The 19,715-nt window shown below is 66.2% G+C and carries 17 protein-coding genes and 2 pseudogenes; 11 read left to right on the plus strand and 8 right to left on the minus strand.

Going from position 1 to position 19,715, the window contains the following annotated elements; all coding sequences use genetic code 11:
- The first annotated feature begins 12 nt into the window (after positions 1 to 12).
- The 5 genes from napA (at position 13) to ppk2 (ending at position 6,302) form a co-directional block, all read left to right on the plus strand.
- Complete coding sequence (napA, locus tag QX070_RS00575; RefSeq protein ID WP_315733885.1) at positions 13 to 2,517, plus strand: nitrate reductase catalytic subunit NapA; 2,505 nt, start codon at positions 13 to 15, stop codon at positions 2,515 to 2,517.
- 5 nt (positions 2,518 to 2,522) lie between these two features.
- On the plus strand, positions 2,523 to 2,993 hold the full coding sequence (locus QX070_RS00580) for a nitrate reductase cytochrome c-type subunit (protein WP_315733887.1): 471 nt from the start codon (positions 2,523 to 2,525) through the stop codon (positions 2,991 to 2,993).
- A complete protein-coding gene (locus QX070_RS00585; protein WP_315733889.1) occupies positions 2,990 to 3,652 on the plus strand; it encodes a NapC/NirT family cytochrome c in 663 nt (220 codons plus the stop codon). Before QX070_RS00580 ends, QX070_RS00585 begins: the two co-directional genes overlap by 4 nt.
- A gap of 266 nt (positions 3,653 to 3,918) precedes the next feature.
- Positions 3,919 to 5,028 carry an ATP-dependent RecD-like DNA helicase gene (locus tag QX070_RS00590; protein ID WP_315733892.1) on the plus strand — a complete coding sequence of 370 codons (1,110 nt, stop codon included), beginning with the start codon at positions 3,919 to 3,921 and terminating at the stop codon, positions 5,026 to 5,028.
- 146 nt (positions 5,029 to 5,174) lie between these two features.
- Entirely contained in the window at positions 5,175 to 6,302 is a 1,128-nt protein-coding gene (gene ppk2, locus QX070_RS00595; protein ID WP_315733894.1) for a polyphosphate kinase 2, read from the plus strand.
- 10 nt (positions 6,303 to 6,312) lie between these two features.
- Here ppk2 and QX070_RS00600 read toward each other — a convergent pair whose 3' ends face one another.
- Both QX070_RS00600 and QX070_RS00605 read right to left on the minus strand, forming a co-directional pair.
- The gene (locus QX070_RS00600) at positions 6,313 to 6,564 is read right to left on the minus strand and encodes a hypothetical protein (protein WP_315733896.1); all 252 of its coding nucleotides are present in this window, start codon (positions 6,562 to 6,564) and stop codon (positions 6,313 to 6,315) included.
- A 177-nt stretch (positions 6,565 to 6,741) separates the two neighbouring features.
- A complete protein-coding gene (locus QX070_RS00605) occupies positions 6,742 to 6,999 on the minus strand; it encodes a hypothetical protein (RefSeq protein ID WP_315733898.1) in 258 nt (85 codons plus the stop codon).
- A 938-nt stretch (positions 7,000 to 7,937) separates the two neighbouring features.
- Here QX070_RS00605 and msrA point away from each other — a divergent pair.
- From msrA to QX070_RS00620, 3 genes are all read left to right on the plus strand, one after another.
- Positions 7,938 to 8,651 (plus strand): peptide-methionine (S)-S-oxide reductase MsrA, encoded by a 714-nt coding sequence (msrA, locus tag QX070_RS00610; RefSeq protein ID WP_409998860.1) that lies wholly within the window; start codon positions 7,938 to 7,940, stop codon positions 8,649 to 8,651.
- 95 nt (positions 8,652 to 8,746) lie between these two features.
- Positions 8,747 to 9,157 carry a peptide-methionine (R)-S-oxide reductase MsrB gene (gene msrB, locus QX070_RS00615; RefSeq protein WP_315733900.1) on the plus strand — a complete coding sequence of 137 codons (411 nt, stop codon included), beginning with the start codon at positions 8,747 to 8,749 and terminating at the stop codon, positions 9,155 to 9,157.
- A gap of 396 nt (positions 9,158 to 9,553) precedes the next feature.
- A complete protein-coding gene (locus tag QX070_RS00620) occupies positions 9,554 to 9,838 on the plus strand; it encodes a hypothetical protein (protein WP_315733902.1) in 285 nt (94 codons plus the stop codon).
- A gap of 100 nt (positions 9,839 to 9,938) precedes the next feature.
- Here the strand turns inward: QX070_RS00620 and QX070_RS00625 are convergent, their stop codons facing one another.
- The 6 genes and pseudogenes from QX070_RS00625 to QX070_RS00650 form a co-directional block, all read right to left on the minus strand.
- The gene (locus QX070_RS00625; protein WP_409997726.1) at positions 9,939 to 10,490 is read right to left on the minus strand and encodes a DUF4112 domain-containing protein; all 552 of its coding nucleotides are present in this window, start codon (positions 10,488 to 10,490) and stop codon (positions 9,939 to 9,941) included.
- 48 nt (positions 10,491 to 10,538) lie between these two features.
- On the minus strand, positions 10,539 to 10,985 hold the full coding sequence (locus QX070_RS00630; protein ID WP_315733906.1) for a DUF5413 family protein: 447 nt from the start codon (positions 10,983 to 10,985) through the stop codon (positions 10,539 to 10,541).
- Positions 10,986 to 11,039: 54 nt separating this feature from the next.
- Positions 11,040 to 12,689 (minus strand): hypothetical protein, encoded by a 1,650-nt coding sequence (locus tag QX070_RS00635; protein WP_315733908.1) that lies wholly within the window; start codon positions 12,687 to 12,689, stop codon positions 11,040 to 11,042.
- Positions 12,690 to 12,725: 36 nt separating this feature from the next.
- Positions 12,726 to 14,018 (minus strand): adenylosuccinate synthase, encoded by a 1,293-nt coding sequence (locus QX070_RS00640; protein WP_315733910.1) that lies wholly within the window; start codon positions 14,016 to 14,018, stop codon positions 12,726 to 12,728.
- 347 nt (positions 14,019 to 14,365) lie between these two features.
- A pseudogene (locus tag QX070_RS00645) lies at positions 14,366 to 14,710 on the minus strand (ABC transporter ATP-binding protein); the annotation flags it as partial.
- A pseudogene (locus QX070_RS00650) lies at positions 14,708 to 14,847 on the minus strand (FtsX-like permease family protein); the annotation flags it as partial. The pseudogenes QX070_RS00645 and QX070_RS00650, both read right to left, overlap by 3 nt.
- Positions 14,848 to 14,975: 128 nt before the next feature.
- On the opposite strand from QX070_RS00650, the gene mgtA reads away from it, so the two are divergent.
- The 3 genes from mgtA (at position 14,976) to QX070_RS00665 (ending at position 19,675) form a co-directional block, all read left to right on the plus strand.
- The gene (mgtA, locus tag QX070_RS00655; protein ID WP_315733911.1) at positions 14,976 to 17,534 is read left to right on the plus strand and encodes a magnesium-translocating P-type ATPase; all 2,559 of its coding nucleotides are present in this window, start codon (positions 14,976 to 14,978) and stop codon (positions 17,532 to 17,534) included.
- Positions 17,535 to 17,678: 144 nt separating this feature from the next.
- Positions 17,679 to 18,608 (plus strand): DMT family transporter, encoded by a 930-nt coding sequence (locus tag QX070_RS00660; RefSeq protein ID WP_315733912.1) that lies wholly within the window; start codon positions 17,679 to 17,681, stop codon positions 18,606 to 18,608.
- 113 nt (positions 18,609 to 18,721) lie between these two features.
- On the plus strand, positions 18,722 to 19,675 hold the full coding sequence (locus QX070_RS00665) for a DMT family transporter (RefSeq protein WP_315733913.1): 954 nt from the start codon (positions 18,722 to 18,724) through the stop codon (positions 19,673 to 19,675).
- The last annotated feature ends 40 nt before the right edge of the window (positions 19,676 to 19,715 follow it).

Here is a 19,715-nt window from a genome sequence, read left to right on the forward strand (position 1 = left end):
CACGAGACTCCAATGACCGACATGAAGATCGATCGCCGCCAGATGCTGAAGCTGGAGGCCGCCGCGATTGCCGCGGCCGCCGCCGGCATGCCGAGCGCCTCGCTCGCGGCAAACCTCGTCACCGAGCGCGAAGCCTCCGAGTTGAAATGGGACAAGGCCGCCTGCCGCTTCTGCGGCACCGGCTGCAGCGTGATGGTCGCGACCAAGGACAACCGCGTCGTCGCCACCCATGGCGACATCAAGGCCGAGGTCAATCGCGGCCTGAACTGCGTCAAGGGCTACTTCCTCTCGAAGATCATGTACGGCCATGACCGCCTGACGCATCCGATGCTGCGCAAGACCAATGGCAAATACGACAAGAACGGCGAGTTCACGCCCGTCTCCTGGGACGAAGCGTTCGACGTCATGGCCGCGAAGTACAAGGAGGCGCTGAAGAAGCGCGGGCCTTCCGGCGTCGGCATGTTCGGCTCCGGACAGTGGACGATCTGGGAAGGCTATGCGGCCTCGAAACTGTTCAAGGCCGGCTTCCGCTCCAATAACATCGATCCGAATGCGCGGCACTGCATGGCCTCGGCCGTCGCCGGCATGATGCGCACCTTCGGTATCGACGAGCCGCCCGGCTGCTACGACGACATCGAGGCCACCGACGCGTTCGTGCTGTGGGGCTCCAACATGGCGGAGATGCATCCGATCCTATGGAGCCGCGTCACCGACCGCAGGCTGTCGGCGCCGCATGTCAAGGTCGCCGTGCTCTCGACCTTCGAGCACCGCTCGTTCGACCTCGCCGACATCGGCATGGTGTTCAAGCCGCAGACCGATCTCTATCTCCTCAATGCGATCGCCAACCACATCATCAAGACCGGCCGCGTCAACAAGGAGTTCGTCCAGGCGCATACGGTGTTCAAGAAGGGCCAGACCGACATCGGCTACGGCCTGCGGCCCGAGCATCCGCTGGAGAAGAAGGCGACCGGCCGCACCAAGGCCAATGACGCCACCGACATCTCGTTCGACGATTATGCCAAGTTCGTCTCCGACTACACGCTGGAGAAGGCCGCCGAGATGTCCGGCGTGCCGCTGAACCGGCTGGAGGCGCTGGCCGAGCTCTATGCCGATCCGAAGACCAAGGTGGTCTCGTTCTGGACCATGGGCTTCAACCAGCACACCCGCGGCGTCTGGTGCAACAACCTCGTCTACAACATCCATCTCCTGACGGGAAAGATCAGCGAGCCCGGCAACAGCCCGTTCTCGCTCACGGGCCAGCCCTCGGCCTGCGGCACCGCGCGCGAGGTCGGCACCTTCTCGCACCGCCTGCCCGCCGACATGGTCGTCACCAACAAGGAGCACCGCACCAAGGCCGAGCACATCTGGCAGTTGCCGGAGGGCACGATCCCCGACAAGCCAGGCTATCACGCCGTGCTGCAGAGCCGGATGCTGAAGGACGGCCTGCTCAACGCCTATTGGGTACAGGTCAACAACAACCTCCAGGCCGGCCCCAACGCGAACGAGGAAACCTATCCGGGCTTCCGCAATCCGGACAATTTCATCGTCGTTTCCGACGCCTATCCGTCGGTGACCGCGCTCGCCGCCGATCTGATCCTGCCGACCGCGATGTGGGTGGAGAAGGAAGGCGCCTATGGCAATGCCGAGCGCCGCACCCAGTTCTGGCACCAGCTCGTGTCGGCACCCGGCGAGGCACGCTCGGATCTCTGGCAGCTCATGGAGTTCTCCAAGCGCTTCAAGATCGAGGAGGTCTGGCCCGAGGAATTGATCGCTAAGAAGCCGGAATATCGCGGCAAGACGCTGTTCGACGTGCTCTACAGGAACGGCCAGGTCGACAAGTTTCCGCTCGACCAGATCGAGCCGGGCTATGCCAACGACGAATCCAAGGCGTTTGGCTTCTACGTCCACAAGGGCCTGTTCGAGGAGTACGCCTCCTTCGGCCGCGGCCATGGCCATGACCTGGCGCCGTTCGAGGCCTATCACAAAGAGCGCGGCCTGCGCTGGCCGGTGGTCGACGGCAAGGAGACGCGCTGGCGCTTCCGCGAGGGCTCCGATCCTTACGTCAAGGCCGGCACCGGCGTGCAGTTCTACGGCTTCCCCGACGGCAAAGCGCGCATCTTCGCTTTGCCCTACGAGCCGCCGGCCGAATCGCCCGACAAGGACTACCCGTTCTGGCTATCGACGGGCCGCGTGGTCGAGCATTGGCATTCCGGCACGATGACGCGCCGCGTGCCCGAGCTCTACAAGGCCTTCCCCGAAGCCGTCTGCTTCATGCATCCGGACGATGCGCAGGAAGCCAACCTGCGGCGCGGCGACGAGGTCAAGGTCGCCTCGCGGCGCGGCTTTATCCGCGCCCGCGTCGAGACCCGCGGCCGCGACAAGCCGCCGCGCGGGCTCGTGTTCGTGCCGTGGTTCGACGAGTCGAAGCTGATCAACAAGGTGACGCTCGACGCCACCGATCCGATCTCGCTGCAGACCGACTACAAGAAATGCGCCGTGCGCATCGAGCGGGTGTGACGATCATGATGAGAAAAATTGCTGTCATGCTGATCGCGGCCAGCGTTGCGGCCGGATCGAGCGCCCTGCTCGCCCAGAGCGTCTCGTCCTCGCTGCGCGGTCCCGCACCGCTCAACGACGAGGGCCCGGCGCCGCCGATGCAGCCGATGAAGAACACCGCCGAGAAGGAGGTGCGCAACTATCCGGAGCAGCCGCCGGTGATTCCGCATGCCATCGACGGCTATCAGGTCGACATGCAGGGCAACAAATGCCTGTCCTGCCATGCCCGCGCGCGCACCGCGGAGTCGAAGGCGCCGATGCTGTCGATCACGCACTTCATGGATCGCGACGGCCAGTTCCTGGCGTCGGTGTCGCCGCGCCGCTTCTTCTGCACCCAGTGCCACGTGCCGCAGAGCGTCGCCAATCCGCCTGTCAGCAACGACTTCGTCGACGTCGACACGCTGCTGGCGCACGACAGGCCGGGTGGCAAGCGATGAGCAGCGCCGACATCCCGGAGGGCGCCAAAGCGCCCGTCCCCGAGAAGCGGCTCGGCCTTGTCCGCCGCGCCTGGCAGTTCATTCTCGACCTCATCGACGTGCTGCTGAAGCCGAGCTCCGTGTTCGGGCTCGGCGTGCTGGTGCTGGCGGGCTTCCTCGCCGGCGTCATCTTCTGGGGCGGCTTCAACACCGCGCTGGAGATCACCAACACCGAAAAATTCTGCACCGGCTGTCACGAGATGCGCGACAACGTGTTCGCCGAGCTGAAGTCGACCGTCCACTTCTCCAACCGCTCCGGCGTGCGCGCCAGTTGCCCGGACTGCCATGTGCCGCACAACTGGACCGACAAGATCGCGCGCAAGATGCAGGCCTCCAAGGAGGTCTGGGGCCATCTGTTCGGCTCGATCAACACCCGCGAGAAGTTCACCGACCGCAGGCTGGAGCTGGCCTTGCACGAATGGGCGCGCTTCAAGGCCAATGATTCGCTCGAATGCCGCAACTGCCACAGCGCGCAGTCGATGGACATCACCAAGCAGTCGCCGCGCGCCGTCGAAGCGCACCAGCGCTTCCTCTTCACCGGCGAGAAGACCTGCATCGACTGCCACAAGGGCATCGCGCACCATCTGCCGGACATGCGCGGCGTCCCGGGCTGGCAGTAGGCTTCTTCTGGAGGGGAACGAGCGATCGCCGCAGGCACGCTGCGCCCCCTCCCCCGCTTCCGGGGGAGGGCCTGGGGTGGGGGCGCCACACGGGCAGTCCCGCCGGAGCGTTCCCCCACCCGCATCGCATCTTCCGATGCGATGCGACCTCCCCCGCAAGCGGGGGAGGCGTGGACCCATTCACATCGAGCGCTTGATCTCTCCCCGCCAGCCCTTAGGTTCACGGAATGTCCCCGAGTCGCCGCGCGGCTCCATCCTCGTGAGCCATGACCACCTTCTCCCCGCATCAGGATTCCGCGCTCAAGGCCGTCGGCGACTGGCTGAAGGCCAAGCCGGGCAAGAACGGCACGCCGCAGGTGTTCCGCCTGTTCGGCTATGCCGGAACCGGCAAGACCACGCTGGCCCGCCACATCGCCGAAGACGTCGACGGCGAGGTCAAGTTCGCGGCCTTCACCGGCAAGGCGGCGCTGGTGATGCGCAGCAAGGGCTGCGACAATGCCTCCACCATCCACTCGCTGATCTATCGCGCGCAGGAGAGCGGCGAGGAGCAGCCGAACTTCGAATTGTGGGACGACGCGCCGGCGTCCAAGGCCAAGCTGATCATCATCGACGAATGCTCGATGGTCGACGCCGATCTCGGCCGTGATCTCCTGTCCTTCGACTGCCCGTTGCTGGTGCTCGGCGATCCCGCGCAGCTGCCGCCGGTCAAGGGCGGCGGCTTCTTCACCGAGAGCGAGCCCGACGTGATGCTCACCGAGGTGCATCGCCAGGCCAAGGACGATCCGATCGTGCGGATGTCGATGGACGTGCGCGAGGGCAACACGCTCGACATCGGCCGCTACGGCGAGAGCGAGGTGGTGGAGCGCCGCGAGCTCGATCCGTCGCGCGTGATGGAGGCCGACCAGGTGCTGGTCGGCCGCAACGCCACCCGCCGCGCCTACAACAACCGCTTTCGGCAGCGCCTCGACATCGAGGACGCCCTCCCCGTCGCCGGCGACAAGCTGGTCTGCCTGCGCAACAACCGCAAGAAGGGCCTGTTCAATGGCGGGCTATGGCGGGTGAAGTCGCGCGCGACCTCGAAATCCAAGATCGTGACGATGCGGGTCGCGCCCGACGAGGATCTCGGACGCAAGGTAACGAAAGTCTCGGTGCGCGGCGAATGCTTCGGCGGCGGCATCGAGGACATCCCGTGGGAGCAGCGCAAGCCTTATGACGAGTTCGACTACGGCTACGTGCTGACCGTGCACAAGTCGCAGGGCTCGCAATGGGACGACGTGGTGCTGTTCGACGAGAGCTTTGCCTTCCAGGAGAGCCGCGCCCGCTGGCTCTACACCGGAATCACACGGGCCGCGAAGCGGCTGTCGATCGTGGTGTAACGCCGGCTTTACCGCGCGAGGCGATTTCGTCCGCCTCGCTGGTACCCGCCTGCGGCCGGTTGATCCACGTCAACCTGACGCAGGGTCCTTGGCGGATAGAGATCGATTCACATCTCTGTTAATCCGGCAGCAGGCGGCGGGATCGCATGGCAAAGTCCAGGACCACGAAGGGCAAGGCCTCCAACGGCCAACGCATGAAGCGCGCAGCCGCCACCGCGCGCGTCGCGCGCCGGCAGTCCGCCGCCAGGCTCGATCCGATCGCGCAGTCGCTGGTCGACGAACAGATGCAGGCCGCGCAGATCACCGGGCTGTCGGCGTTCGAGACCGTGCTCAACGGACCGCCGGCCCTGGACGCCAACTCTGCGCCGGTCAAGGCGATGCTGGATGGTGCCGCGCCCGACGATGCCAAGCTGATGAAGGCGCTGATCGAGGGCAAGGCCAAGCCCGACAAGCGTCACACCTCCGACGAGCTCGCCGACAACTGGCGCCAGGGCGGCTACCCCTACAAATTCCGCATGTACCGCAAGGACTATGAGGAACAGAAATTCATCCTGCAGACCGAGCTGCTCAAGCTGCAGAACTGGATGAAGGATGCGCGGCAGCGCCTGGTGCTGCTGTTCGAGGGCCGCGATGCCGCCGGCAAGGGCGGCACCATCAAGCGCTTCATGGAGCATCTCAATCCGCGCGGCGCCCGCGTCGTCGCGCTGGACAAGCCGAGCGACGTCGAGCGCGGCCAATGGTATTTTCAGCGCTATGTCGAGCACCTGCCGACCGCGGGCGAGATCGTGCTGTTCGATCGCTCATGGTACAACCGCGCCGGGGTCGAGCGCGTGATGGGCTTCTGCTCGCAGGCCGAATATGACGAGTTCCTGCGCCAGGTGCCGGAGTTCGAGCGCAATCTCGTGCGCAGCGGCATGCATCTCATCAAGTTCTGGTTCTCGGTCAGCCGCGAGGAGCAGCGCCGCCGCTTCAAGGAGCGCGAGGCGCATCCGCTCAAGCAGTGGAAGCTGTCGCCGATCGACACCGCCTCGCTCGACAAATGGGATGACTACACCCGCGCCAAGGAGGCGATGTTCTTCTCCACCGACACTGCCGACTGCCCGTGGACCGTGATCAAGTCGGACGACAAGAAGCGCGCGCGGCTGAACGCGATGCGCTGCGTGCTGCACTCCCTGCCCTATGCCGGCAAGGACGCCTCGCGCATCGGGCAGGTCGACGATCTCATCGTCGGCCGCGCCAGCGTCATCCACGAGCGCGAGGAGCACGCGAGCTGAGGCGACGCGCTCAGCGCCGATGACGCCGATGCGCCCTCACGGGATCGGCTGGCGGCATCGCTGCATTTGCATTCGGAAAGGCCGGCGGGCCACGGCGAGCCAGCTCCGCCTGCGCCGCCGGCGTCAGCGCGCCGCCATTGAGCACATCGCGGTCGGGATGCATGGCCGCATAGGCCGCCGGCTCGGAGAATTGGGCCGACGCCGCGGTGGCCGCCAGTGGCGACATCAGCAGAGCTGCCGCCAGGCTCCTGAATGCGATCATGATTGGTCTTCCCTGTTGCGCACCAATTCGCGCAGGCGATGATGTAGGCAGGCGAAAGCGGCATCCCAATCACGACCGCGCGAGGTGACGGCCGTTCGTGATCGCGCCCATCTCTCAGACGTAGCGCTGCAGCCGCTGTCCGGGCAGCAGATCGTAGGACGCCTTCCAGGCGACCCGTCATCGCCGCTGCGGCAGCCGATCATACGGGCGGAGATGAGCGGACGGCGGAAACGCGGGCGCCGCGCCTGAGGCGCGCACCAGGCCCATTCGTCCCGCCGGCGTCAGTGCGCCGCCGTTGAGCACGTCGCGATCGGGATACATCGCCTGAAACGCCCCCGGCTCCTGCTCGCCGTAGAACCAGCCCTGCGCCGATGCCGGCGCGGCAGTCGCCATCGACAGCAGCACCGCTGCCGCCTTTGATTTCCAGGATGTCATGATTGTTCTCCAGGTTCTCAAGATGCGGAGAACGCGCACTCGATGTCTGGTCAGGGGTCTGACGATCGAGACGCGTCCGCCTCTGTATTGACCGCAGAGAGAACGAAATATTCGCGGCGTCTCCGCCGCGCGGGCATCACGACCACGAGACCTGAACCACATCATGGTTCGAAGATCGACGAAGTGTGATGTCATCGTGAGCTTGCGGACTAGATGGCCCGTCGGGCAAATCGGCAAACGACGACAGAAGCTGTCAAGGTCTTCTGAAAAACATAAATCGTTTCGCGGTTTGCCCAAATCAGGCTTATGATGCCCGCGTTTCGTTGCACGGCAGGGGACGTATCGCGATCGTCACGGACGTTGGCAGCGAAATGCGATGGACGCGACATGTTGCGGCGGGCGAAGCGCCTGCGGACGAACGACATGGCGCGGACGGCGAAAGCGTGTGGTCCTGGCCTCCCGACGCTGAGGCCAAGCTGGTGGTGATGATCCGCCGGCGACGGGGGCAAGACAGCCGGTCCCCGAGGAGAGCACGTATAAGCGTTAACACCATCGCGCGGGGAAGGCCGGATCTGTCTGGCTGCACCTGTGGTACCTGCCGCCTGCATTTTTTTGAGCAGGCGGGCCACGGGCCTCAGCCGAGGTCCGGCCTTCCCTGCGCCCTCCGCTTCCGGAGGGCCAATGAACCGGTATCCCTCGGGCCATTCGAGCCGCGAGAACAAATCGCCATGTCTGGAACGCTCCCGCCACAACTCACAGTGTCGTTCCCGGCGCCCAGCGCGCAATTGTGCACGCCTCGCGCCACCCCGGCCGTTCACGCAGTCGTGTCGCGTCCCCCGTAACGCCGGCCGAGCACCGACGTATCTTGCAGCAGAGGCCGGACCAGGCCAGTGTTTCCGGCTGGCGAGACGACAAGCCCCCCTAGCGAGGATCCAAAGATGCGCCTCACCCGCTCCCTTTTCGTCAAGACAGCCGCGCTCGGTGCCATGGCGGCCGGCATCCTGGCCTGGCAGCCGCTGCACGCCGCCGAGGTGGCCGTCGTGATCCCGCCGCCGGCCCAGGATCAGCCGGCCTCCGACGGGCTGGAAACCGCCGTGGTCGCCGGCGGCTGCTTCTGGGGCGTCCAGGGCGTCTACCAGCACACGGCGGGCGTGGTCAGCGCGGTGTCCGGCTATGCCGGCGGCACCAAGGCCACGGCCGATTACCGCACGGTGTCGAGCGGCACGACGGGCCATGCGGAATCGGTCCAGATCAAATACGACCCGAAGAAGATCTCCTACGGCAAGATCCTGCAGATCTTCTTTTCGGTCGTGCACGATCCGACCCAGTTGAACCGCCAGGGCCCGGACTCAGGCCCGCAATATCGCTCGGCGATCTTCACCACCTCGGAGGCGCAGAGGAAGGTCGCGGAGTCCTATGTCGCCCAGCTCGACAAGGCCAAGGTGTTCGGCAAGCCGATCGTCACCAAGATCGGCAAGCTCGAGGCGTTCTATCCGGCCGAGGCCTATCATCAGGACTATCTGACGCTGCACCCGAGCCAGCCCTATATTGCCTATAACGACCTGCCGAAGATCGAGAACCTGAAGAAGATCTTCGCGGAGAACTACATCGAGAAGCCGACGCTGGTCGGCGAGGCCAAAGCGACGAACTGAGGCGACGACCTGTCGCCACGACTTTGAGGCCGCGACGGTGGCCGATCAGCGCAATGACAGGGGCGGACGAGTCTAGGTCCGCCGGAGGAAAAGAGATGAGCGACACCAGGACCGACGACAAGGTCATCAAGAGCGAGGCGGAATGGCGCGAGGAGCTGACGCCGATGCAGTACGCCGTGCTGCGCGAGAAGGCGACCGAGCGCCCGTTCTCGGGCGAATACGAGCATGAGCATCGCGCCGGGACCTATGTGTGTGCCGGCTGCGGCCAGACCCTGTTCGAGTCCGACGCCAAATTCGACTCCGGCTGCGGCTGGCCGAGCTTCACCCAGCCGGCGACGGAGAGCCACATCGACGAGGAAACCGACTATACCCACGGCATGGTCCGCACCGAGGTGCTGTGCTCGAAATGCTCGGGCCATCTCGGCCATGTCTTTCCCGACGGTCCGGGGCCGACCGGCCTGCGCTATTGCATCAACTCCGCGGCCCTGAAGTTGAAGCCGCGCTGACGTCACCATCGGCCCCGGTTCCGTTACGGACGGTAATGGGGCCGCTGGGCTGGCGGCCGGCGAGGCGTGGGCGGCCAAAACCGGCCACCAGGGGTGAGATTTTAGCCGTGCAGATCGGGCTCTCCTGCATTCACAAGTTGCAGATCGATTAAACTATTGAAAAAAGAGGATATTTCAGCGCGGTCCGAACCAGGCCGGATTTACGATGTGAGCGTGCAGGATTCGCATTTCTGCCAAATCGGCCTATATTAGGGGTCGTAACTGACTATGCAGGGCCGGGCCGCCTGGAGCGGCAAATCCCGCCCTCCACCCCCGCAATCGCTGGCGTCATCGCCAAGCTGAATGTTTTGAAAGCTCGCGTCAGCGCTTCCAGCCGACAAGAAGAGGTCTCAGACCATGCGTCCACTGCGTCCGTTCAACTTCAACACCTCTGCCGAACTGTTTCCCGCCGCCATCCGCAAGAAGAAGCGGGCGGGGTTTGCCTATCGGCGGTTCGGCACCGCGGCTGAAGCCGTGCGCTTTGCCATGGAGGAGTTGCCTGCGGATTCGCTGAATGGCGCCTACCTGCAGGTCGAGGAAGCCCGGTTCGACCAGAACGGCATCCGCACCCTGTATGAGAGCGAGGCGTTCCCGCTGCCGCGCCGGGTGGTCGACAAGGCGCCGGACGCCGATGCAGCCTGACGGCTGCCAGACCATTCTCCAACACCCTGCCCCGCCTTGTGCGGGGCAGTTTTTTTATAGGGGTCGGTTTGTGCGGCTTTTGGCCCGGTCTCGCGGCGCGTCAACGCGGCTGGGTATCGAGCCACCGCCGCAGGATCTTGGCGTTGCGCATATTGGCGCGGAACAGCACGTCGAAGGCGTCGCCCGCCACCGGCACCATGCCGATCACCCCCTCGACCGCGACATTGCCGAGCATCCGGGTGATGACGTGCCAGGGCGCGCCCAGCGCACGGGCCTCGCGCACCAGCCACAGCGACAGCGCGGTCGCGATGAGGTCACCGACCACGGGGATCAGGCCGATGATGCCGTCGATGCCATAGCGGATGTTGGTGCCGGGCAGGACGAAGGCGACGTCGAGCAGCTTCGCCACCGCCTCCAGCCGCGCGATGCGCTGCTCACGGGTCAGATTGCCGAATGGATTGGAGGTGCTGAAATCGAAGCGCACGCCGCCCGGGCCGACGAAGGCGCCATTGAACGAGGACTGGAAGGATCCCTGCGGGATCTCACGTCCGTCCTGGTCGATGATCGGTCCGCGCGCCTCATTGGCGTTGAAGCGTGCCTGCGAGGCGCGTCCGGAGGCGCGGCGGGGCGAGGGGGTCATCTGCTCTTGCATACCCATCACATAGAAACGCGGCAGCAGGGCGCAAGTTGCGTCACGCCGTCACGCGCTGTGCTCGCTGGGCTGAGCCGCCGGCGCTTCGGGCGGGGTTTCGTCGACGAATTTGTGCACCAGCCACGACGACACCGTCGCGGGAATGAAGCCGACCAGTCCGTAAAGGACCCATTGCAGGGCACCGTATTCGGAGCCGTGCGAAGCGTAGTTGAAGCCGGCGAGCAGGAAGGCGATGCCGCCCACCAGCAGCATCCGCAAGGTCGGCCCGATGCGCCTGACGTGGAACAGGATGTCGTCGATCGCGCACATCATCAGTGCCGGCAGGAAACCGAACAGGTAGCTGTATTGCAGCGAGGTGACAAAGACCTTGAACAGCTTGGCCACTTCGCCGGGATTGGTGTTGGTCCAATAGCCGGACATGTAGGTCGTGACCAGAAGCAGCGCGAAACCGCCCAGCGCCGGGCCCACGGCAACGAAGATGAGATATCGCTTCATGCCCAATCTCCTGCCTCGCCGATTCGCCCAACGCGCGAGGCGCGTGCGGACTGCTCAGTCACCCCACAGCGCGAAGGCGTCGTTGAAGGCGCGCTCGCCCGGCGCGCCCTTCTCGATCGCGATGATGGCCCGGCGCTGATTGCTGTAGACCAGCGGAACGTCGAACCAGGAGCGCTCCTTCAGGAGCTGCACGTTGCGGGTCCGGTCGGCGTCGACATTGGACAGGCCGACCAGGAAGAAGCCGTCGGTGACCTTCACTGCGAGGCCGGCCAGCGGCGTCCCGCGCGCCTGCTCGTTGGATTTCATCAGGATCCCCGGCACGTTGCCGACGCCGCCGCCAGAGAAATCCTGCGGCAGGATGAAGGTCAGTTCCGCGGTGTGGCTCGCCGGCAGCGACGTGTCGGTGTTGCGGCGGAACGACATCGTCATCTTGAACTTGCGATCGGGAATCTCGATGTCGGCGCGCACGGCGATGTCGGCCTTCTGCGTCCCCGTCGCCTTGATCTGCTCGGTGCGCCAGACCACCGAGCCGATATATTGCTTGCCCTTCGGATCGGCTGGATCCTCGTCATAGAGCACGACGCGTTGCGCGACCGGCGCGATCTGGTCCGAGGACGGCGACTGCCCGACACGGTCGGTGATCTTCGGCTTGCTCAGCGGCGTGCCGGTGTCCTTGGGCGCCTCGACCGTCGAGGAAGATTTGAACAGGCCATTGACCATCCCAACCAGCGGCCGGCCCCACAGAATTCCGGCGCCGATCAGGATCAGCACGATCCCTGCGGCGATGGCGGCCTTGAACGGAAAGGTCGAGCCGCTGCGCTCCGACTTCTTCTTGCCCTCGCGATCCGGCGCGGCGCCGCGCTGGCGGGTCGAGGTGGCAGGCAGCGCGTAGCGCTCGGCCTCCTGGACCGACTCGTCATAGGAGTATGGCGCCTCGGGCAGCGGCGGCCGGTCATCGTCGTCGCCCTCGAGCCGATCGAGATCGGTGGTCGGAACGTTGGCGTAGGTTTTGCGCGCCGCACGGTTGGCCTGGGCAGTGGCCTTGCCGAGATCGTCGACATCAGCGGTGATGTCGCGGAAGCCGCGCATGGCGGGCGGCGTTGCCGGATTGCCGTTGTCCTGAGCACCGCGGCGGGCGGCCGCCGGACGTTCGCGCACTGGAGGCGCCGCCCCATCCTGTGGAGGCGTTTGAGGCGGCTGGGGCCGCGGCGGCACAGCCGGTGCGCCAGCGGCAGCCGGCGGCGCTTCCGGTCGCGGATTGCGCGCCGGACGCGGCTCGGCCGTCTCGCCGCCGAGCGGCGGCCGCTCGGCCCGGGCAGCGGCCGGGGCCGCCGGTCGTGGCCGCGAGGCGGTCGTGGCGGCCTGGTCTGGAGTCGGAGCGGGCTGAGCCGCGGGGGTGGCCGGAGCATCCGAATTGCGCGCACCGGCCCGCCGGAGCGCATCACCTGGGCGGGCCGCGCCGCTGGACGCCCGCTGTGCCTCGCGGGCGCGCTGGGCCGCTTCCGCCTCAACCTTGCGCACGGCTTCCTCGAGCGACAGCCGCTCGCGCGTGATCTCGGATTCGCTCAGCGGCGGCTGGACGCTGCGCAACTGTGCGATCAAGGCCGCCCGCGCCCGCTCGTAAAGCGCACGCCGGCTTTCCCCGGGAGCGTTGGGGTCCAATCCGGCAATGGCACGGGCTATCAGCGGGTAGTAGTCGGCCATATCAACTCAATTCGCGCGCTCAGCTGTCGGGTCCCGTCACGCCTCGAAGGGATTCTGGACCAGAATAGTATCCTCGCGTTCGGGGCTGGTGGAAAGCAGCGCGATCGGGCAACCCACCAGTTCCTCGATCCGCCGGACGTATTTGATGGCCTGTGCCGGCAGATCGGCCCAGGAGCGCGCGTTTGCGGTCGGCTGCTTCCAGCCTTCGATGGTCTCGTAGATCGGTTCGACCCGAGCCTGCGCGCCCTCACCTGCCGGGAAATGATCGATCTCCTTGCCGTCCAGCCTGTAGCCGGTACAGACATCGATGGTGTCGAAACCATCGAGAATGTCCAGCTTGGTCAGCGCAAGACCGTTAATGCCGCAGGTCCGCACCGCCTGGCGGACCAGGACCGCATCGAACCAGCCGCAACGACGCGGCCGGCCGGTATTCGTTCCGAATTCGCGGCCACGCTCGCCGATCTTGCGGCCGGTCTCGTTGTCCTGCTCGGTGGGAAACGGCCCCTGCCCGACCCGGGTCGTGTAGGCCTTGCACAGGCCGAGCACATAGCCGATCGCGCCCGGCCCGAGGCCCGCGCCCGTGGCCGCCTGCGCCGCGACCGTGTTGGACGAGGTCACGTAGGGATAGGTGCCGTGATCGACGTCGAGCAGCGCGCCCTGCGCGCCCTCGAACAACATCCGCTTGCCTTCGCGGCGCTTGATGTCGAGCAGACGCCAGACCGTCTCCGCATAGGGCAGCAGCTTCGGCGCAAAGGCCGTCAGCTCGCGCAGGATCTGCTGGCCGTCGATCGGCTCGAGGCCGAGGCCGCGGCGGAGCGCATTGTGGTGCGCGAGCAGCCGATCGATCTTGTGCGGCAGCGTATCGAGATCGGCGAGGTCCATCAGGCGGATCGCGCGGCGGCCGACCTTGTCCTCATAGGCCGGGCCGATGCCGCGGCGGGTGGTGCCGATCGCGGTCGCCGCGCTCGCGGACTCGCGCAGCGCGTCGAGTTCGCGGTGCAGTGGCAGGATCAGCGTGACGTTCTCGGCAACGCGCAGATTGTCCGGGCTGATGGCGACGCCCTGCGACTGGAGCTTGCCGACCTCGTCGAGGAAGGCCTGCGGATCGAACACGACGCCATTGCCGATCACCGACAATTTGCCGGTGCGCAGCACGCCGGATGGCAGCAGCGCCAGCTTGTAGGTCGCGCCGTTGATGACGAGGGTATGGCCGGCATTGTGGCCGCCCTGGAAGCGCACGACGATGTCGGCCTGCTCCGACAGCCAGTCGACGATCTTGCCCTTCCCCTCGTCACCCCATTGGGCGCCGACGACGACCACGTTAGCCATTCGCAGCTCTTTCCTCTGCCAAGATCCAAAACAGCACGATCGGTTCGGACGAAATCGCTTCCGATGAGGGGCCAGCCTGGCCAACCATGCGCCCAGCCCAAATCGCGGCCGGGACCGCTCGCTTGCGAGGCGACCCACCGGATAAAGGAAGCCGCCGGGCTAGGCAAGCGAGAACGGGCCTTCGGAGCACACAAGAGCGCCACCAAGCCTTTGATAAGCCCCAAAATTTCATGCCGCCCCGGCTGCGGATCGGGCGACCCGGCCGTACGCTTCTGGCGGCGCATCGACCTGGGCGGTTCCATTGAGCACCCGAACGGCGGCGAATCTACGATCGAAGCGGCGCGCTCTCAGCTCTGGATGCGGCCGTCGACAACCTCGATGATGCGATCGCAGCGCCGGGCCAGATCAAGGTTGTGGGTGACGAGCAGGAAGCTCGTGCCGACCTCTTGGCTGACCTCGCGCATCAGGCCAAAGACCGCCTCGGCCGACTTGGTGTCGAGGTTGCCGGTCGGCTCGTCCGCCAGCACCAGATCGGGGTTCATCGCCAGCGCCCGCGCCACTGCGACGCGCTGCTGCTGGCCGCCCGACATGTTGCTCGCGAGATGGTCGGCGAATTTCGCCAGCCCGACCTGGTCGAGCAGCTCCGACGCCTGCGCCTCGATCTCGGGGCCCGGGAAGCCGCGATCGACCAGCGAGCCGACGAAGCCGAGCAGTCCGCCTGCAGCAGAAACACACGCAAAATCTGTCCGCGCGAGGTGCCCATCGCACGCAGGATCCCGATCTCCTTGGAGCGCTGGATCACCGAGACGATCAGCACGGCGGCGATGCGGCGCATTGCGGCAACCGAGGCCATCACGGCAGCGGGATGTTGCGCTAGGTCAACCGCCGCCCGGAGAGCTTCATGCAAATCAACCATGATGACCACGACTATTCATCCACCAACTTGGACAGGCCCGCGTGAGCACTGAGACGACCTCCGGCCCGCACCAATTTTGGCGCCTGTCGCCCGCACAGGCGGGCGCGACGCTCGGCTGCGACCTGAACGGTCTCGGCGCGGCCGACGCCGAGCAGCGGCTGCAACGCTACGGCCACAACGCCGATGCGCCCTCGCACGTCGTGGGTCCATTGCGCGCCGTGCTCCGCCGCCTACTCGAGCCGCTGTCGCTGATCCTGCTGGTGGCGGGCATCATCTCGATGGTGACGGGAGACGTGATCGGCGGCGCCATCATCGTTCTCATCCTGACGCTGTCGATCGGCCTCGACACGGTTCAGGAGGGACATGCCGTCAAGGCGGCCGAGGAGCTCCGCCGCTCCGTCGCCTTGAAGGCCGAGGTCAAGCGGGATGGCGCCTATCGTCAGATCGACGTCGAGGCGGTCGTTCCCGGAGACATCCTGCGCGTACGCGCGGGCGACATCGTTCCTGCCGATGCGCTGGTCATCGAAAGCAAGGCGTTCACCGCCGGCGAGGCGGCGCTCACGGGAGAGCCCTATCCCGTGACGAAACAGGCCGGCATTCCGGCCGTTGAGAACGACACGTCGAATGCGCTATTCCGCGGCTCGGTGGCGCAGACCGGCGAGGCCGTCGCCATCGTCGTCAACACTGGACCGAACACGATGTTCGGCGCGGCCGCCGCGGCGCTCGCCGAGGGGCAGGCGCGCACGCCGTTCGAGCGCGACCTGCATGAATTCGGCCTCGTCATCGCGCGGCTTACGCTGGCCCTGGTCGTGATCGTGCTCACGGTTCGCGTCGTATTCGGACGCGATGTGCTCGACTCGCTGTTGTTCTCGGTCGCGCTCGCGGTCGGATTGACGCCCGAGCTGCTGCCGATGATCACGACGGTGACACTGTCGCGCGGCGCGCTGCGCATGGCCAAGCGCAAGGTGATCGTGAAGCGGCTCGCGGCGATTCATGATCTCGGCGCGATGTCGGTGCTGTGCACCGACAAGACGGGAACGCTGACATCCGCGGAGATCACGCTCGCCCGCAGCGTCGCGCCCGACGGCACCGACCATCCGCGAGCTGCGGAGCTCGGCGCGATCGCGGCCGCACTCGGCGGTGATCGCGGCTCGCTCGATTGCGCGCTCGTCGCAGGCGCCAATCATGCGGCCGAGGGATGGTCCTTGGGCGGCCAGCAGACCTTCGACTTCTCGCGCCGGCTCGGCTCGGTGCTGGCGATCCGCGGCCAGGATCGGATCCTGATCGTGAAGGGCGCGCCTGAGGCGGTGATCGAGTTGTGCACGCAGCAGCGGCATGGCGGCACGTTCGCGCCGCTCGACGACAACGGCCGCACCGAGATGTACGAGCGCGTTCACGCGCTCGCACGCGAGGGCTTGCGCACGGTCGCGATCGCGTCACGGCCGTGGAACGGCGCGCCGCGCGAGATCGAAACCGACGACGAGCAGGAACTGATCTTCGAAGGGCTGTGCGCGTTCGCCGATCCGCCCAAGCCGACCGCGGCGGCTGCGATCGCGCAGCTTGCCCGCGCCGGCATCGCGCTGAAGATCCTCTCCGGCGACGATCCCGTCGTGGTCAAGCGGCTGGCCGGCCTGGTCGGGCTGAAGGCGGATCGCGTGCTGTCCGGCAGCGACATCGCCGAGCTCAGCGACGACGCGCTCGCGGTGCAGGTGCACTCAGCCGATGCGTTCGGCCGTCTGGCGCCCGATCAGAAATCGCGCATCGTCAAGGCGCTGCAGGCCTCCGGCGAGATCGTTGGCTTCCTCGGGGACGGCATCAACGATGCGCCGGCGCTGAAGGCCGCCGACATCGGCCTGTCCGTCGAAGGCGCCACCGGCGTCGCCCAATCGGCCGCCGACATCATCCTGCTCGCCTCTGATCTCGACGTCGTCGCCAACGGCGTCGAAGAAGGCCGACGCACCTTCGCCAACATCCTGAAGTATGTCCGAATGGGTGCGAGCTCGAACGTCGGCAACATGCTGTCGATGGCCGCCGCATCGATGGTGCTTCCGTTCCTGCCGATGCTGCCGACGCAGATCCTGCTCAACAATCTGCTCTACGATCTCTCCGAGCTCGGCATTCCGTTCGACCGCGTGAGCCGGCAGGCGACCGCGCGGCCGCAGCGCTGGGACATGAAGCGGCTCATGCGCTTTGCCGCGATCATGGGGCCCCTGTCGTCCCTGTTCGACTTTCTCACCTTCGGCGCGCTGCTGTATTTGTTCCATGCGACGCCCGATGAATTCCGCACCGCATGGTTCCTCGAATCGATGGCAACCCAGATTCTCGTCATCTTCATCATCCGGACCAATGGGCGGCCATGGAGCAACCGGGCGGATCCGATGCTGACGGCGTCGTCGCTCACCGCGCTCGCCGTCGCACTGGTCGTGCCCTTCACACCGGCCGGCGCATGGTTCGGCTTCGTTGCACCGCCCCTCACCGTCTTGGCTGCCATCGCCGCCCTCGTCGTCGCCTATCTGGTCAGTGCGGAGGGCCTCAAATCGCTCGCGGTGCGATCCGGACCGCGGAGACCGCACCAGGGACACGCTCGTGCGCGATCTTGACGACGGCCATCGCTGCATGGTCGCGATGCATCTGCCCTCTTGATAGGCATCTGCAATTGGTGTCTGTCGAAAGCGCCGGGAGGAACGGCGGCCGGACATCCCGGCCGCGCGCCGCGGCGCATCGAACCAGGCCAACACCGCCGCATGTCCGCCGCCGATCCCACCGCGTCCGCCGCGCCCGCGCGCGCCTGGATCGCCAACCAGCCCTATGTGCTGCTCAGCATCACGGCGCTGTGCTGGGCCGGCAACTCGATCGTCGGGCGGCTTGCCGCCGGCCACATCCCGCCGGTGACATTGTCGTTCCTGCGCTGGTCGCTCGCCTTCCTGCTGATCCTGCCGCTCGCCTGGAAACAACTGCGCCAGGACTGGCCCGCGATCCGGTCGCGGCTCGGCATCATGATCGCGTTGTCCGTGACGGGCATCGGCGCCTTCAACACGCTGCAATACTGGTCGCTCGAATATACGCAGGCACTCAACACCCTGCTGCTGCAGTCGGCTGGTCCGCTGATCGTGGCAATTTGGTCGATGCTGCTGTTGCGCGTGCACCTGACCCTGGCGCAGGCCATCGGCATCGTGCTGTCGCTCGTGGGCGTGCTGCTCATCCTGACGCGCGGTCACCCCACCGCGCTGGCCGACATCAGCTTCAACAGAGGGGATCTGATCTTCCTCCTCGCGATGGCGGTGTTCGGCTTCTACTCGGTGCTGACGATCAAGCGGCCGCAGATCCACGGCCTGTCGATGGTCGCCTTCACCTTCGGTTGCGGCGCAGCCAGCCTCATTCCGCTGCTGATCTGGGAACTCAACGCGCGACCGGTCATGGCGCTCGACGCGCAGAACCTGTTGTCGCTGCTCTACGTCGCGATCTTTCCTTCGACGATCGCCTATCTCTGCTTCAATCGCGGCGTGCTCCTGATCGGCGCCAATCGCGCCGCGCCGTTCTTTCACGTGGTCCCGGTGTTCGGCTCGATCATGGCCTTCGTGTTCCTCGGCGAGCAGCCGCAGATCTTTCACGTGATCGGCTTCGTCCTCGTGCTGGCCGGCGTGTTCGTGGCGTCGCGAAAACAAGCGACGTGAGGCACTGCTCCCGGGCGACGGCTCCTGCATGGCACCAATCCCCGGCAGCGCATTGCGCTGCGCCGCGATTTGGCCCACCTTGCGCGCTTCCGCGTCAGAGCGACCCGCCTCCCTTGTCCGTCGACGACATCAAGCCATCATCGCCGCTCGCCTGGCTCAACAACCAGCCCTATGTGCTGCTCACGCTGGCTTCGCTGTTCTGGGCCGGCAACATCGTGCTCGCGCGCTACGTCGCCGGACACGTGCCGCCCCTGACGCTTTCGTGCATCCGCTGGATCGGGACCTTCCTGATGCTGTGGCCGTTCGCACGCGCGCACCTGGCGCGCGACCGGCGAACGCTGCTCGCGCATTGGCCGCTTCTACTGCTGCTGGCGCTGACCGGGTTCGCGATCAACAACGCGCTGTCCTATTGGGCCATGCAATACACCCAGGCGCTCAACGGGCTGCTGATTCAATCGTCGACGCCGCTGTTCGTGGCGCTGTGGTCGCTGTTGCTGTTCGGCGTTCGGCTGAGCCTGGCCCAGTTCGCAGGCATCGCGATGTCGCTGAGCGGCGTGCTGGTGATCCTGACGCGCGGCGATCTCGGCGCGCTCGCGGGCATCCAGTTCAACCGCGGTGACCTGATGTTCGCCGGCGCCTTGCTGGTGTTCGGACTCTACTCCGCCGCCATGACGCGGCGGCCGGCGGTGCACCAACTGTCGCTGATCTCGTCCTGCACGGCCCTCGGTGCCGTTCTGCTGCTGCCGCTGGCGGTCTGGGAATATTCGTCCGGGTTCGTGCTCGCGCCCGACCTGCTGTCGATCGCGACGCTCGGCTACGTCGTCGTCTTCGCCTCGACGCTGGCCTATTTGTTCTTCAATCGCGGCATCAGCCTGATCGGACCGAACCGCGCCGCGCCATTCCTGCACCTCGTGCCATTGTTCGGCTCGGTGCTGGCGATCCTGCTGCTTGGAGAGGAGCTCAAGCCGTTCCATCTCGCGGGCTACACGCTGGTCATCGCCGGCGTGATCGTCGCCTCGCGGGTCCCGATCCCGCAGACGCGGGCCGGTCACCAACCCGACCAATGAGCGTGCGGCAAGACGCCTCATGACGACCGGCCTGCATCAT

The organism is Bradyrhizobium sp. SZCCHNR1093 (assembly GCF_032381175.1).
GTDB lineage: Bacteria > Pseudomonadota > Alphaproteobacteria > Rhizobiales > Xanthobacteraceae > Bradyrhizobium.